At 44.3% G+C, this 14,570-nt stretch carries 12 protein-coding genes; 6 read left to right on the top strand and 6 right to left on the bottom strand.

The window, feature by feature from the left end; translation table 11 throughout:
• Positions 1–103 precede the first annotated feature (103 nt).
• From MHB71_RS18620 to MHB71_RS18605, 4 genes are all read left to right on the top strand, one after another.
• Positions 104–1,177 carry an AI-2E family transporter gene (locus MHB71_RS18620; protein WP_340027234.1) on the top strand — a complete coding sequence of 358 codons (1,074 nt, stop codon included), beginning with the start codon at positions 104–106 and terminating at the stop codon, positions 1,175–1,177.
• Positions 1,178–1,391: 214 nt separating this feature from the next.
• Positions 1,392–1,787: a GntR family transcriptional regulator gene (locus MHB71_RS18615; protein WP_036611299.1), complete on the top strand. Its 396-nt coding sequence runs from the start codon at positions 1,392–1,394 to the stop codon at positions 1,785–1,787.
• A 23-nt stretch (positions 1,788–1,810) separates the two neighbouring features.
• A complete protein-coding gene (locus tag MHB71_RS18610) occupies positions 1,811–2,911 on the top strand; it encodes a DUF5808 domain-containing protein (RefSeq protein ID WP_340027233.1) in 1,101 nt (366 codons plus the stop codon).
• Positions 2,912–2,969: 58 nt separating this feature from the next.
• Complete coding sequence (locus MHB71_RS18605) at positions 2,970–4,559, top strand: stalk domain-containing protein (protein WP_340027232.1); 1,590 nt, start codon at positions 2,970–2,972, stop codon at positions 4,557–4,559.
• Positions 4,560–4,683: 124 nt separating this feature from the next.
• Here MHB71_RS18605 and MHB71_RS18600 read toward each other — a convergent pair whose 3' ends face one another.
• Positions 4,684–6,042 (bottom strand): hemolysin family protein, encoded by a 1,359-nt coding sequence (locus MHB71_RS18600; RefSeq protein ID WP_036668939.1) that lies wholly within the window; start codon positions 6,040–6,042, stop codon positions 4,684–4,686.
• A gap of 376 nt (positions 6,043–6,418) precedes the next feature.
• Here MHB71_RS18600 and cls point away from each other — a divergent pair, with 376 nt between their 5' ends.
• Complete coding sequence (gene cls / locus MHB71_RS18595; RefSeq protein ID WP_340027231.1) at positions 6,419–7,858, top strand: cardiolipin synthase; 1,440 nt, start codon at positions 6,419–6,421, stop codon at positions 7,856–7,858.
• A gap of 349 nt (positions 7,859–8,207) precedes the next feature.
• Positions 8,208–9,119 (top strand): YitT family protein, encoded by a 912-nt coding sequence (locus MHB71_RS18590; RefSeq protein WP_036668942.1) that lies wholly within the window; start codon positions 8,208–8,210, stop codon positions 9,117–9,119.
• Positions 9,120–9,174: 55 nt separating this feature from the next.
• Here the strand turns inward: MHB71_RS18590 and ligD are convergent, their stop codons facing one another.
• The 5 genes from ligD to MHB71_RS18565 form a co-directional block, all read right to left on the bottom strand.
• Positions 9,175–10,065, bottom strand: coding sequence for a non-homologous end-joining DNA ligase (gene ligD / locus MHB71_RS18585; RefSeq protein WP_307414590.1), 891 nt, complete (start codon positions 10,063–10,065; stop codon positions 9,175–9,177).
• Between the two features lie 71 nt (positions 10,066–10,136).
• Complete coding sequence (locus tag MHB71_RS18580; protein ID WP_340027229.1) at positions 10,137–11,087, bottom strand: DNA ligase; 951 nt, start codon at positions 11,085–11,087, stop codon at positions 10,137–10,139.
• Positions 11,088–11,122: 35 nt separating this feature from the next.
• Positions 11,123–12,235 (bottom strand): endospore germination permease, encoded by a 1,113-nt coding sequence (locus MHB71_RS18575; RefSeq protein ID WP_340027228.1) that lies wholly within the window; start codon positions 12,233–12,235, stop codon positions 11,123–11,125.
• A 177-nt stretch (positions 12,236–12,412) separates the two neighbouring features.
• Positions 12,413–13,282 (bottom strand): VOC family protein, encoded by an 870-nt coding sequence (locus tag MHB71_RS18570; RefSeq protein ID WP_340027227.1) that lies wholly within the window; start codon positions 13,280–13,282, stop codon positions 12,413–12,415.
• Between the two features lie 318 nt (positions 13,283–13,600).
• Positions 13,601–14,515 carry a Ku protein gene (locus MHB71_RS18565; RefSeq protein ID WP_340027226.1) on the bottom strand — a complete coding sequence of 305 codons (915 nt, stop codon included), beginning with the start codon at positions 14,513–14,515 and terminating at the stop codon, positions 13,601–13,603.
• Positions 14,516–14,570 lie beyond the last annotated feature (55 nt).

Below are 14,570 nucleotides of genomic sequence, written 5' to 3'. Positions count from 1 at the left end.
TGACTGTCATTTAAGGGTACTTAGTATCATAAGTAAATGACTAGATATACATATGAACGCCGCAGTCACTTTGGCAGAGCAGCGCATGGAGGGATCACGTTTCTTGATAAATAACAAGTTCTACCGCATATGTACAGCGATTATTCTGCTGCTGCTCATCGTGTATCTGGGGGAAAAAGTGAACTTTATTTTCAGCCCCCTGACCTCACTGATTCACATCATCATCATTCCGCTGCTGATTGCTGGTTTCTTCTATTATCTGCTGCGCCCGCTTGTCGATTATATGGAAAGGCATAAGATCAAACGTGCATTATCAGTTCTGATTATTTATGTCGTAATTGCACTAATACTTGCAGGTTTTAGTGTGCTCGTATGGCCTTCCCTGCGTGAACAATTGATGAATTTCGTGGAGAATGCTCCAGCGTTGGTCACTTCACTCAGCGATCAGTTGAATGCACTTGAAAGGAGCAATGTTGTATCCAGATACCTGCCTGATGATTCCAATCTATTCTCACGATTATCCGATGTTCTGAGCCAAGGGATCACTCAGGTAACCAATTATGTCTCGGGGTTATTCTCCGTGGTATCCAATCTGGTTATTATTCTGGCAACGTTCCCGATCATGTTGTATTACATGCTCAAGGAAGGTAGCAAGTTTGGAACGAATCTGACCTTATTGTTGCCAAGGCATTATCGAAAAGATGGGGAAGAAACCGTTCATGAGATCGACGAAGCACTAAGCAACTATATTGTTGGCCGGGTTATTGTTAATGTAGCCTTGGGGATTCTGATGTACATCGGTTTTCTCATCTTAGGTTTGCCTTACGCATTGCTGCTGACTGTTGTATCGATTATTCTGAACTTCATCCCTTATGTGGGTGCTTTGCTGGCAGCTATTCCGGTTGTCATTGTTGCGTTTATCGAATCACCTTCGATGGCGATCTGGTCACTGGTCATCATTGTAATCGCACAGCAAATTCAGGATAACCTGATCTCACCTTATGTCTATGGCAAACAGCTCGATATTCATCCACTGACTACCGTTATCCTTTTGCTCGTGGGTGCTGACTTGGGAAATATCTTGGGTATGATCATCGTGATTCCCCTATATATGATTCTGAAAATTATAGTTCGCAAAATCCATTATCGGATTGTCGAAGATAAGACTGAAAGTTAAATGGAATTTGAAATACAACGCTGTCATGTGCCACTACTAATTTTTGTTGTTGAATCACATCGATAAGCTCAACAGGATAAGCCGCATATCAATGGTGAAGGGTCAGGTAAGTTTGCCCTCGCCATTGATATGCGGCTTTTTTTCATACATATTGTTCACTCATGTTATATCTGTTATACTTGATATATAACAGATAACAAAAGAAGGTGAACCCTTGATTATTCAACTGGATATGCAATCCGAACTTCCCATCTATTCACAACTTGTTTATCAAATTATTGAAGGTATTGCTAGTGGTGAGTTACAGCTAGGTGAGGCGTTACCTTCGGTTCGGAATTTGGCCGCAGATATCGGTGTTAACCTTCACACCGTCAACAAGGCTTATACATTACTCAAGCAAGATGGATACATTCTGGTTCATAGACAAAAGGGAGTTGTAGTGAACCCTGATGGAATGCCTGGTTTAACGGATGATTTTTTGAAAAAGCAGCAAAGAGAATTAAGACCGATTATTGCGGAAGCGATCTGTCGAGGAATGACCAAAGAAGAATTATCTGCGGTGTTAGACCAAATGTATGATGATGTGAAGATGGGTCACAACAAAGAGTAAAGAATCAAGGGAGTGTGTTATGTATGCAGCTATTTAGTATATTACCTATCATTTTAATCTTTGCTCCATTAGCCTTACTTCTATCTTTTACACCATATCTGACAAGGGAAACCATTAGCTTTGGGGTTACGGTAAGTCAATATAATTACTACACACCCATCTTACGTAAGCTAAGAAGTACGTTTGCTACAGTTAGTCTGATCGGAAACGGGATGATTATACTTGTCTGTCTGTATTTTCTCCGATCTGCTAATGAAGATGCTACAGCAATGATTACCGGTGTTAGCACAATGATATTTATTGTGTACTGGACAGCGCTACACATCTTATTTTATTTCAAGATGAAAAAGATAAAAGGAACACTTACAACTGTAGAAGCACCTCAAAGAGTTAAAATCGATACCACCTTTCGCCAAAATAAACTCACCTATTCCAACTATTGGTTTCTCATTCACATTGCTATTATTGTTGCCATTGCGATCATTTCGATCCTGAATTATAAGGCACTACCTAACGTCATTCCAATAAAATATGATCTTCAAGGCCATGTCACTTCCAGTGTGCCTAAAACTTACCTCTCGGTACTGGCTATTAATCTTGTACAGCTAGGAATCATTGCACTTATGATGTTGGTTAACTGGAGTATTAAATCAAGCAAACAACAGCTTACTACGTCTAATCCGGGCCAATTTGCTACTGAAAATATTCAATTCCGCCGTAAATGGTCCCTATTTACGCTTGTAACAGGATTACTTCTTACCATCTTATTTGCCTTTATTCAGATCAATATGTTCGTCCCTAATCTGGTCTTGTTAACAGCTATTAGCTTCATCACTCCTGTGGTGATCGTGTTAGGTGTTGTATGGCTGTCTCTCACAGGCAGACAAGGCGGTGGGAAAATTCGTAATCAACAAGAGGATCACGAACGATCTAAGGAGCAGCCTGTGAATGACGATGATCATTGGAAGCTTGGGTTTATTTACTTCAATGCCGATGATCCTTCTTTAACCATAGAAAAGCGTTATGGAATAGGCTGGACAATTAACTTCGCTCGTCCACTATCTTGGGTCCTGTTGTTATTCATCATTGCTATTGTTGTTATAAGCATAGTCCTGAGCCAATAAAGGCTCATAATGCTATGCATATAATAGATGAAATTAATTATTAGGAGGAGTTATTACAATGAACAATTGGAAAAAGCTATTACTTTCTCTTACTTTCGTAGGTCTCATCCTTCCGGTAACATCCATCTCAGAAGCTGCTGAAAAATCCGCTGGTAGTGAAAATCTTGTTCCTATTCGTGAGATTGCAGAAAAGAATGGGGCAGAGGTATCTTGGCAACAAAAGACAGGAGAAATCACAATTCGAAAAAGTGAGCTTACGATTGTAGTTAAGGTAGGAGAGAAACAGGCGATGGTGAATGGGCAAGCCATATCCTTAGACAATCCTGTTCAGTTAACGAAAGGAACTACCTATATGGATGGGGCATTTCTTTCCGAGACGCTGAAGGCAGCACCTGAGGATATATTCATTTCCCTTATTCGTGAGGGCGATGGCAAGGAGGCTGCCAAGTATGTTCATACCTCTGTGAGTGGAGTGTTGTCACCCACGTTGTTGAGTCAGCTGTGGGGAGCTTTAGAAGGACAAAATGGAAAAATTACAAGTGAAGCCATAGCTAAGCATGTAGAAAATAATACAGTGCATCGCAATGTTACCTATACGTTCAAAACAGAGCTAACTCCTTTAAATATTACGGTCAGAATGAATCATAACGGACTTGTGGATGATTTGCATATTGCCGCCGCTACGCCAGATGTGTATCAAAAACCAAGCTACGACGACCCATCTACCTATACAGAACAAGACATTACGGTTGGTCAGGGTGATTTAGCTTTGCCAGGGACATTAACTTTGCCCAAGGGAGAGGGACCTTTCCCGGTTGTCATTCTGGTACACGGATCTGGGCCTAGTAATCAAGATGTTGCCATTGGTGGTGCAAAGCCGTTTCGCGATCTTGCGGTAGGTTTGGCTTCACAAGGAGTTGCTGTATTAAGATACGATAAGGTCACGTATGAGCATACCTATAAGGTGGCTTCACAGCCTAAATTCACATTAAAACAAGAAAGCGTAGATCAGGTAAACGATGCAGTGGAATTGCTTAAAAAGAATACACATATTGATTCTACAGCGATTTTTGTAGCTGGACATAGTCAAGGCGGGTTTGCAATGCCGTTAATCATTGCTGAGGATAAACAACATGATATTGCAGGAAGTATTTTACTTGCTGCACCAAGTAGTAGCTTTGTGGATGTGCTTACCGAGCAGCAGGACGAATTGGTAGAGCGGATGAAGCAGCTTGGTTTAGACACGGATGTCATTCAAGGACAAGCTGATTTTTATAAAAATGTGGCTGCGATGGTTAAAGATCCAAAATATTCTGTAGATCATCTTCCTGAGGCATTTCCACTTCAACCTGCTTATTGGTGGTTTGAGCAGAGAGATTATGTGCCTGCGGAACTGGCTAAAACACAAAATACACCTATGCTTGTTATACAAGGCGAAAACGATGTACAAGTGTCTATGAATCAATTCCAAACCTGGAAATCGTCTCTTCAAGATCATTCCAATGTTACGTACAATAGCTATCCAAAGGTAAATCATCTTTTATCCAGCTATGATGGGCTTTCAATCGGTCAAGAGTACGCTGAGCCATCTAATGTCTCCAAAGCCATTATCGATGATATTGCGAAGTGGGTATTAAAATCAAACTAAAAACGGGAGTTCCATTCTTGGTTGAATGATTACATGGAGAAGTGACGGATGGGGCGAGATATAATAAAAAGAGGAGCACTTACCAAAATAGGCAAGTGCTCCTCTTCTTATTTATAAATTTGCTTTATTTAGACCAATTGGACTCTTTCTCGTCTTCATCTGTATAATCAGACATGGTCAGTGGTTCCTTGGGAACAACGGCCACTTTGTAGAACCGATTTTTGTCTTTTTCCAGCAAAACAAAGATTAGATTCTCGAACTCATATTCTTCCTGTTCGTTCATCTCGGGACGATGGCTGTAGAGCCATCCACCAATGGTGTCCCACTCATCTGCATCCAGGCTGGACATAAACATGTCGTTCACCTTCGATAAGGAAACCTTGCCATCCATAATGACATAGTTCTCATTGATGACTTGAATATCTTCCACTTCGTCTGCGTCGAACTCGTCGCGAATCTCACCAACAATCTGCTCAAGCACATCCTCGATGGTTACAATTCCGGAAGTTCCTCCATATTCGTCGACAAGTACGGCGATATGTACGCCATCCTTCTGCATTTTCTTGAGCAAGTCCTTCACAGGAGTTGTTTCGTGAACAGCCGATACAGGCTGAATCAGGGAGGATAGATCAACAGGTTCATCGTTTCCGTAAAGTTCCAGGAAGAATTGTTTCGTATTAATGATACCGATGATATCGTCTTTACTCTCATTCACTACTGGAAAACGTGTATATTGTTCTTCACGAATGATCTCCAGGTTTTCCTCGTTTGTTCTATTCACATAAAGGCAGACCATATCGGTCCGGGGTACCATGATTTCTTTGGCTAACATCTCATCAAAAGCAAAGATCCGGCTTACATAACCGAATTCGGCTTGGTTGATTTTACCACTCTCAAAGCTTTCATTAATGATGATCTGCAACTCTTCTTCGGAGTGTGCATCTTCATGTTCAGAAGCAGGTTTGATTCCGAACAGTTTCACCAGTTGGTTCGCTGAGCCGTTTAACAGCCAGATAAAAGGATACATAATTCGGTTAAACCAGATGATAGGTGTAGACGTCAGCAGTGCAACAGTCTCGGCTTTCCGGATTGCAATCGTTTTTGGAGCGAGTTCACCAACCACAACATGCAGATACGTGATGGAAGCAAACGCAATTACAAATGATAAGAATGAAGAAACCGCCTCAGGAATTTGCAAGCTTTCAAACACAGGGTGGAGAATCTTCTCTACCGTTGGTTCACCCAGCCAGCCCAGTCCCAGAGATGTGATCGTGATTCCAAGCTGGCAGGCAGACAAATATCCGTCCAGATTGGCAACGGCTTGTTTAACAGCCAGCGCACGCTTGTTTCCTTCTGCAATCATTTGATCGATCCGGCTCGGACGAACCCGTACCAGAGCGAATTCCACTGCGACAAAAAACGCCGAAAGTCCTATCAAAAAAGCAACCAATACTAAATTTAACGCATACCTCTCACTTTCCATTCACTGCTCTTCTCCTTTAGGTAATAAGTTTTTAACGATTATTATATCTAATTTTACGTAAGAAGACCACCTCCAGACAAAGAAATGAGGAAGAGTCTGGAAGGTGAAATGAGCAGATTGGCGTCACAATGCGAATCTGCTCCATCATTAAACTGATATGTAGAAGGTAACACAGTCAGAATATACAATGAACGAAGTACAAATTTGAATTTCCAGAATCAAGTATTCCGTCTGCTTATGTAAAGTTTTATCTAAGCAAACGTTACGAATAGGGGGTACATTGGGTATCTATGATTAGCTGTATACATAATCGTCAAAGATGTGTAGGTGAGAGAAAGGCAAGGCCATGAAGCTTGCCACTTGAGGAGGAAGCCGAATGTTCTGGCTGGTCATTATATTACTCGTATTTATTTTCCAGGCAGCCACAATTCTTTTGCTGGAATTTCGTAATCCGGCTAAAGCTGTGGCTTGGCTGTTTATTTTGTTCTGCGTGCCTTTGATCGGTTTTGTGGTGTACTATTTCGTGGCGCAGGATTATAACAAACGAAAAAAACTCCGTAAGGGTGGATCGCGCATCTTTCGTGAAATGAAGGAAACGATCTGGGAACAAGCCCACATCATTGGAGATGTCGAACAGATGCCTGGCGATCGTTTCATCCACCAGCATCGATTGTTTAACCTGTTATCCCATCTGTCGGAGAGCCCGATTACAGGTTGTAACAACAGTACGGTGCTCACAAATGGTGAAGAGGCATTTGCGGCAATGCTGAGGGAAATGGAAAAAGCAAAGCACCATCTGCATGTGGAATTTTACATTTTCCGTGATGATGTGATAAGTACGAAGTTTCAGGATGTCATGATTCGCAAGGCACAGGAGGGCGTGAAGGTTCGGTTTATTTGTGACGGTCTCGGCAGTCACAAGATGAGCTGGAGTTTTATCCGCAAACTGCAAGATGCAGGTGTGGAGTTTCATTATTTTCTACCGCCACTGATTGCAACGATTGACCGAAGAGTCAACTACCGGAATCACCGAAAAATAGTCGTTGTGGATGGACAGGTTGGCTTCGTGGGTGGCATTAATGTAGGCGATGATTACCTTGGACAATATCCAGAGGTGGGTTTCTGGCGGGATACACATGTGCAGATCGAGGGAGATGCCGTGTACTTCCTGCAAAGTACGTTCCTGAACGACTGGAAATTGGCTTCCGGTGAGCGAATTACCGAACCCCAGCTTGCGGAATTATTTCCACCCCATATCTGTAGCGGGGAAGAACGAATTCAGATTCTGGCCAGTGGGCCGGATCAGGACTGGGATGCCATTCAGGAAATGTGTTTTGGGGCCATTTCGGTAGCCTGTGACCGGATTTACATTACAACGCCTTATTTTATTCCTGATCCTGCCCTGTATGAGGCACTCAAAACAGCTGCTGTCAGTGGCGTTGATGTGAAAATTATCATTCCGTATCAATCCGATTCAAAGCTTGTTCATTTGGCATCCCTTTCATATGTAGAGGAACTTCTGCGAGCAGGTGTTGAGTTCTTCCAATATCGCAAAGGTTTTGTACATGCGAAAGTGATGATTGTGGATGAGTTGCTTGCAACAGTAGGCACGGCCAATATGGATATGCGCAGTTTTTTTTGCAATTTTGAGTTAACGGCTGTCTTGTTCGAGTCTTCTCCGATTCGTCGTTTGATCACTGACTTTGAACGTGATCTCGGGGAATGCAGTCAGATCGATGGGGAGGTATTTCAGAAGCGTTCACGACGACAAAAAGGCGCAGAAATGCTTTCTCGGATGCTTTCACCGCTTCTTTAGCCGATTTAGGGCAGATTTCTGAAGATAAGTTCACTTTTTGTGAATTTATCTTCTTTTTGCTAAGTATTTTGCGCAAATTTGATCTTTTATGATATAATAGATATATAAATCATGTCTTGGCGAAGGAGGGGAGTCTGCGGGAAAACAGGCTCCCTTTTGCTCTCTTTTGAAAGTGCAAACCGGGATGAATAACATTTTGAATCCATTTTATATCGCCTTTAGATGCTTGCGCTGTATAGCCAGGGCACATATAGAACGCAGTTTGCTGTTCTCCATATGTAGATTCACCCTGAGTATTTAAATGATTTATAAAATGGATTCACACACTGATTTAACGGGGGGGGATACCATGTCCAATGTAACGGTGAAAGAACTAACAGCCAAGCAAGCTGACCGCGGGGTCAAAAGCTCGGTGTTTACATTAAAGCTGCTGCAACGTATTGTGATGATTCTGATCGGTGCTGCACTAATGGCTGTATCGCTTGAAGTGTTTCTCGTACCGAATGGTGTTATTGATGGTGGGATTACGGGGATTTCAATTATGGTGTCAGAACTTACACATCTGCCACTCGGAGTGTTCCTGACCTTGCTTAACTTGCCTTTCCTGATTCTGGGTTACAAGCAGATTGGTAAAACATTTGCGTTATCCACGCTGCTGGGGATCGTGGTCATGTCCATTGGGACATCATTATTGCACCATGTGCCTGCACTAACACCAGGGGAGCCTTTGCTCGGAGCTGTATTTGGCGGATTGATCCTGGGTGTGGGTGTTGGACTTGTCATTCGGTCTGGCGGTTCACTGGATGGTACGGAGATTGTGGCGATCTTGCTTAGTGAGAAGTCACCTTTGTCTGTAGGACAGATCGTATTGTTCATTAACGTATTTATTTTCGCAGGTGCAGGATTTGTATTCGGCTGGCCGAATGCCCTGTATTCCATGATTGCATATTATATTGCGATGAAGATGATTGATATTGTGAATGAAGGACTTGACCAGTCCAAATCGGTATGGATCATTAGTGAGAAATATCGTGATATCGGTTCAGCCCTGACAGACCGTCTTGGTCGTGGTGTAACTTTCCTGGATGGAGAGGGTGGATTCAGCGGGGACGAGAAAAAGATCATTTTTGTCGTGATTACCCGTTTGGAAGAAGCGAAGCTGAAGACCATCGTTGAAGATTGGGACCCGCAAGCCTTTGTGGCTATCGGTAACATTCATGACGTGAAGGGCGGACGTTTCAAGAAAAAAGGTATCCATTAGCGATTGATATATACATGAATGATAATAGCCGACACCCTTGTGATGAGGGAGTCGGCTATTTTTTCTTCAAATGTTTGAGAATGAGCTCTACCGGTTGGGGTTCAACAGCTGCGATTAAATCACCGGTTTGGTTCAAGCGTTCAATAATGTTCATCAGATGGTAATCCTGGATGGAGACGTTGCTTCTAACCTCATCCCAAGTAAGGGGTGTAGAGACAGTGGCGCCGGATTTGGCACGTGGTGTATAGGGAGCGGCAAGGGTCTTGCCTCCATAATGCTGGAGATAGTCAAAATAAATGCGGTCTCCACGGTCCTTTTTGAGTCGTTCCAGTGTGAACAGATCCGGGTGCTTCTGAGTGACATATTTGCCTACAAAATAGCCGATCTCTCTCAATTCATCAAAGGTTACCCCCTGCACAATGGGAACGATGATCTGAACTCCTGTTGCGCCCGAAGTTTTGGGAATGGACCTCAGGCCAAGGGAAGTCAGGGTTTCGCCAACGATGAGTGCAGCTTGCATGATCCGGGGTTCATGTTCCTGAGAGGGGTCCAGATCAATCATCCATTCACTGGGCAGATGGCTTCCCACAGTATGCAGAGAAGGATGAAATTCAAGTGCAGCCAGATTGCCAAGCCATAACAATTCGGGAAGTCCATTCATGACCACATAGCGGATGCCGTCGTGAACTTCAGTGCGTACATAATCTGGTACAGGCTCAGGGGCATTCTTTTGATAGAAAAATGTTCCTCCAGCGCCGTGGGGATACCTTATCGTGGTGAGAAGTCGATTGCTCGTATACGTGAGCAGATAAGGAGCCAGAGCGGCCAGCTTTTGCAGATAGATGGCTTTGGTAACACCCGCTTCCGGCCATAAGAGCTTGTCCGGGTTGGTGACCGTCAGCTCAGTGCCTTCTATTATGATGGTTCCCTGGATCTTGGGGGCCATATGGAACACCTCCTATATGCTTAATGAATTATTGAAACATGGGTCGAAACACGAGTGCAGCGAACTCTTGATCATGGAAGAAGCTGGTTCGCCAGGCAATCCTCGCGGGTTACATCCGCGAAGGTTTGAATACTGGGATGGCGTAGAGTGTTATGATGAGTCAGCTCCATATATTGCACTTTGACTCCTATTCGCGGTTCCACCCAGGTGGTCTCTGCACTGCGCTCGGGTACATTATGGAACGGTCTGTCCTGCCTGATCAGAGGCTCGACTTGATGTGTGAGTTCCCGCCACGTATTGGAGTTCAATTTGCCAGTCCCGACATGACCAATATAGACAAAATCAGGCCCATCATATACACCGACCGCGACGGCATTCACAATACCGCTCCGGTACGTGACTCCCCCGATCATGGCATATACGTCATGCATGATTTTGACCTTCTGCCAGCGCTGGTCCTTGCCCTGTATGCCATAACTGCTGGTGAGATCCTTGCAGACAATGCCTTCCATCTGATGTTGTCTCATGACCGTAAGCAGGGAAGCGGCATCAAGTGTATTGGTGACCTCTTGAACATGGGGAGCGGTGTTAAGGACCTCGTGCAACAGGCGCTGTCGATCTGCCAAAGGCTGATCCGTCACCCATTTCCCCTCATAGAACAGGATATCAAATACCATATATGTGACCGGAATCTGATGTATGGCTTGGGCGATACCTTCGGGTCTGCTCATCCGATCCCGCCGCAGAACATGATAAAACGAAGGTTTTCCGGTGTCTGGGTCCAGCGCAATAACTTCTCCATCCAAGATATAGGAGGAGCCTGAGCATAGATTGCGTGGTGTTACCAGCTCGGGATACTGTGCGGTTCGATCATGTAATCTGCGATTCACCAGACGCAGCTCCTGCCCGTCCTCATAGGCAAGCATGCGGACTCCATCCCACTTGATCTGGGCAATCCATTGCGGCCCTGTGGGCAAAGTATCTCTGGATATGGGTTCGAACGGAATCAACGGTTTGAACATGGGGAACTCCTCTCTCGTACACCAATTAGCTCAGGTTAATTCGGAATTTTACTATAATTTTTGAAGCGGGACTTCATATGATGCACCAGAATGAGCAGTAACGGAAGTGCTATACCACAGGTCAGATCCCAATCAATCCAATAGGGAATAACGACCTTGAGATAAAAGTTCTCGTTTGGAGAGATTAGAATAGACATGGCGAGAATAAGCATGGCACCCGGCAGGATCAGAGAACGGTGACTGGACAAGCGAAACAGATGAGCGACGCCCAGGACAAAACCGTAGAAGAACAGAGCGGCTTTGAAGAAAACAGCAATAATCCAGACCGATGCTATGAAAGCTTCGATGCGTTGCATAAAGTTTCCGATATTGATCTTCTGTGAAAGGTTGAATGAAGCGAACCAGTGATGCTGGGTCATCCATGGTCCCATAACGAGCAGACACATACTTAGCGTCAGTGTGAGTAACAATCCGCCAATCATCCCTGCTAACAGGATGTCCTTCTCCAGATGGGGCTCATTTTTAGTGTAGGGAAAAAGCATCATGAAGATGCATAGCTCACAGTAGGGATAGGTGAGTACAGCAACAAAACCTTTGAATGGATCAAGAAACCCTTGTGCCAGCACAGGTTGGATGTTGGCCAAACGTACATGGGGGATTAGACACACCGTCAGAATAAGCAGAAACAACACGATCAGAGGAAGAAAGACCTCAGCAGTTTTACCAATGCTCTCCAGACCCGACAGAAGCCCCCAGACAAGCGCACACATAAAAACCAAATGCAGAATCAGTAATGGAGATTCCGGCAAGATCTGGGTAGACATAAAATCGCCAATCTCCCTAATGAACGTTGAGGTACTGATCAGGAAATAAAAGAGATAAAAAGAACCAAACAAGGTCCCGATCCAGGGTCCCAGTGTTCGAAGGACATTTTGAATCAGATTCAACCGGGGATGCAGTTTGTAGGCAACTAGCATAATGAAGAGTATTCCCAAGCCCCCTGCGACTCCCAATAAGGCTGATAACCAGGCATCCTGATGAGCGTAGGATGTGATCATGGAAGGGAAGACCAGAATCTGCTCCCCAATGGTGCACAGGAACATGAGTGAAGCGAGCTGTCTAACAGTCAAACGTCCCTTTTCGATCATGAGGTATCTCCTTAACATATCTTGTCTATGTATTGGTTAGAATGCACCAATTGTGCCAGTTTTATAAAAGCCAACTCAAAAAGCCCGGGTAACTGATCTCTCTGTGATGTAGAGAAATCAGTTACCCGGGCTTAATAAAATGAGGTTAAGCAAGCATATTGTAACGCCTAAACAAAATCAGTTCGCAGTTGTCAGACGTATACGAATATTTTGTGGGTCTACCGTAAACCAGGTACCCTCCACTTGGGTAACGACTGCACCGGATTGACGCAATTGTTCAAGTGCCTGATCCAATTGTTCCTGTGTGGCGTACACAATGGTGAAGTAGTCAATTCCTGTAGCGTTATCTGGATTAACAGGTGCGTTCACTCCCGCCCAGATATTAAGTCCCAGATGATGATGATAGCCACCTGCGGATACAAAGAGTGCTGACATGTTGGCGAAGTTACCCACGATATCAAAACCGAGTATGCCGGTGTAATAGTTGCGTGCTTCTTCCAGGCTTCGGACGTGGAAATGTACATGACCAATAACGGTGCCAGCAGGCAGGCCCTGCCAAGGTTCATTCTCCGAGATGGCAAACAGGCTTTCCACATCAACAGGATCACTTGCCATCACGTAGTTATTGTCGCTATCCCGTTTCCAGGTATCACGTGCACGGTCGGCATAGATCTCAATCCCGTTCTGATCGGGATCGGAGATATAGAAGGCTTCGCTGACCAAGTGATCGCCTTGGCCGATATCGATACCGGATGCAGCCAGATTACGAAGAGCAAGACCCAGGGACTTGCGTTCCGGCAGCAGGATGGCGAAATGATACAAGCCAGCGTGTGAGCGTTCCGGCAGGGTAATTCCATCCGTGAGCTCTTCCAATCGCAGCAGGGACTGTTTTCCGTCGGCTGTCAACGTGGCCACTTTGCCACTACGCTCCAGTAATTTTAATCCAACCACTTCGGTATAGAACTTAATTGAACGGTCTAGGTTCATAATTCGCAGACTCACTTCACCCAGATGGGTTGTGGCAGGGATTTGATATGTTGTATTCATGATTGTTTCCTCCTGATCATAGATAATATGGGTGCTTGTTTAATTGTGTATATGCGTTGAAAACGGATTATTTAATTGCATACTGTTGAAGTAGAATTACAGGGTGACTGTATATTCATAAATAAGTTACTTTTCATAAGTTAATATAAAATATAAATCAGCTTTCGTCAATCGTATTTTGCAATTATAGCTGGAGTTTTATTGACTAGAATTGCTTATATAGTTCTGTAAAACAAAAAAATCCGACTGTGAAGCCGGATCGGAGTAAACATCATTACATTGAGTTATATAACGGAATCGTTCTTGCCTGAGCGACATTCAAACTTTTGGTTTGGGTGTCGCCTTTTTTCTTTTGGCTGGTGCAGCAGGTGTATCGGATTCTCCTCCGGCAACCGCTTGAGCAGGCGTTTTTCGCGGTGCACGTTTCTTAGGCTTGGCCGTTGTTGTCCCAGGGTCAACCGGAATAGGCTTCACGGCCTCGATACTTGCCTGCAAGGCAGCCATCAAATCCATCACATTAGCTTCAGGTTTGGCTGGAGCAATCTTGATTTCTTCGCCTGCTACTTTGTGCTGAATAAGATCCAGCAGTTTACTGCGATAGTCATCGGTGTATTTACCGGGTTCAAAAGGTGTGGACAATTGATCAATCAGCAACTTTGCCATCGTGAGTTCCTTTTCATTCACGTTCTGCACTTCCGGCAAGTTGGGCACCTGGGAGACAGGACGAATCTCGTCCGGATAGAAAATCGTCTCCATGGAGAGGCAATCTTCCAGCACGCGTATGGCAGCCAGGCTGCTCTTCGAGCGAATGGAGATTTTGGCGATGCCAATTTTGCCGGTATCCCGCATGGCGTTCATCAAGAGCTGGTAGGCATTTCCACCAGCCTGATCGGGCGATAGGTAATATGTTTTCTGAAAATAAATCGGATCAATCTCAGTCAAGTCGACAAAATCCAGTATGGTAATGGTTTTACTGGTGGAATCGTTTAACGCTTCCAATTCATCTTTCTCGAAGAGTACAAACTTTCCTTTTTCATATTCATAGCCTTTGGTGATCTCTTCCCACTTCACGTCCACTTCACAGGAGGGACATTGACGAACATAAGCGAGCGGGCTGCCGCAGACTTTATGGATATAGCGCATCGAGATGTCTTTGTCTTCGGTAGCCGAGAACATTTTGACAGGGACATGCACAAGGCCAAAACTGATTGCGCCTTTCCAGACGGTATGCATAGGTCGGCTCCTTTCAAAAGGTTGTTCAAAAATTCCATCTTCTCGGTACTGAAAA

It is taken from the genome of Paenibacillus sp. FSL H7-0940 (genome assembly GCF_037979415.1).
Classification (GTDB): Bacteria; Bacillota; Bacilli; order Paenibacillales; family Paenibacillaceae; genus Paenibacillus; species Paenibacillus amylolyticus.
The sequence above is the reverse complement of the archived record's forward strand: the minus strand, read 5'-3'. Positions and strand labels throughout refer to the sequence as shown.

Bases quoted from the DNA above. Each gene is read 5' to 3' on its own strand.
- MHB71_RS18610 (WP_340027233.1), top strand. From the start codon at position 1,811: ATGCAGCTATTTAGTATATTACCTATCATTTTAATCTTTGCTCCATTA.
- MHB71_RS18605 (WP_340027232.1), top strand. From the start codon at position 2,970: ATGAACAATTGGAAAAAGCTATTACTTTCTCTTACTTTCGTAGGTCTC.
- MHB71_RS18600 (WP_036668939.1), bottom strand. From the start codon at position 6,042: ATGGAAAGTGAGAGGTATGCGTTAAATTTAGTATTGGTTGCTTTTTTG.
- cls (WP_340027231.1), top strand. From the start codon at position 6,419: ATGTTCTGGCTGGTCATTATATTACTCGTATTTATTTTCCAGGCAGCC.
- MHB71_RS18590 (WP_036668942.1), top strand. From the start codon at position 8,208: ATGTCCAATGTAACGGTGAAAGAACTAACAGCCAAGCAAGCTGACCGC.
- ligD (WP_307414590.1), bottom strand. From the start codon at position 10,065: ATGGCCCCCAAGATCCAGGGAACCATCATAATAGAAGGCACTGAGCTG.
- MHB71_RS18580 (WP_340027229.1), bottom strand. From the start codon at position 11,087: ATGTTCAAACCGTTGATTCCGTTCGAACCCATATCCAGAGATACTTTG.
- MHB71_RS18575 (WP_340027228.1), bottom strand. From the start codon at position 12,235: ATGATCGAAAAGGGACGTTTGACTGTTAGACAGCTCGCTTCACTCATG.
- MHB71_RS18570 (WP_340027227.1), bottom strand. From the start codon at position 13,282: ATGAATACAACATATCAAATCCCTGCCACAACCCATCTGGGTGAAGTG.
- MHB71_RS18565 (WP_340027226.1), bottom strand. From the start codon at position 14,515: ATGCATACCGTCTGGAAAGGCGCAATCAGTTTTGGCCTTGTGCATGTC.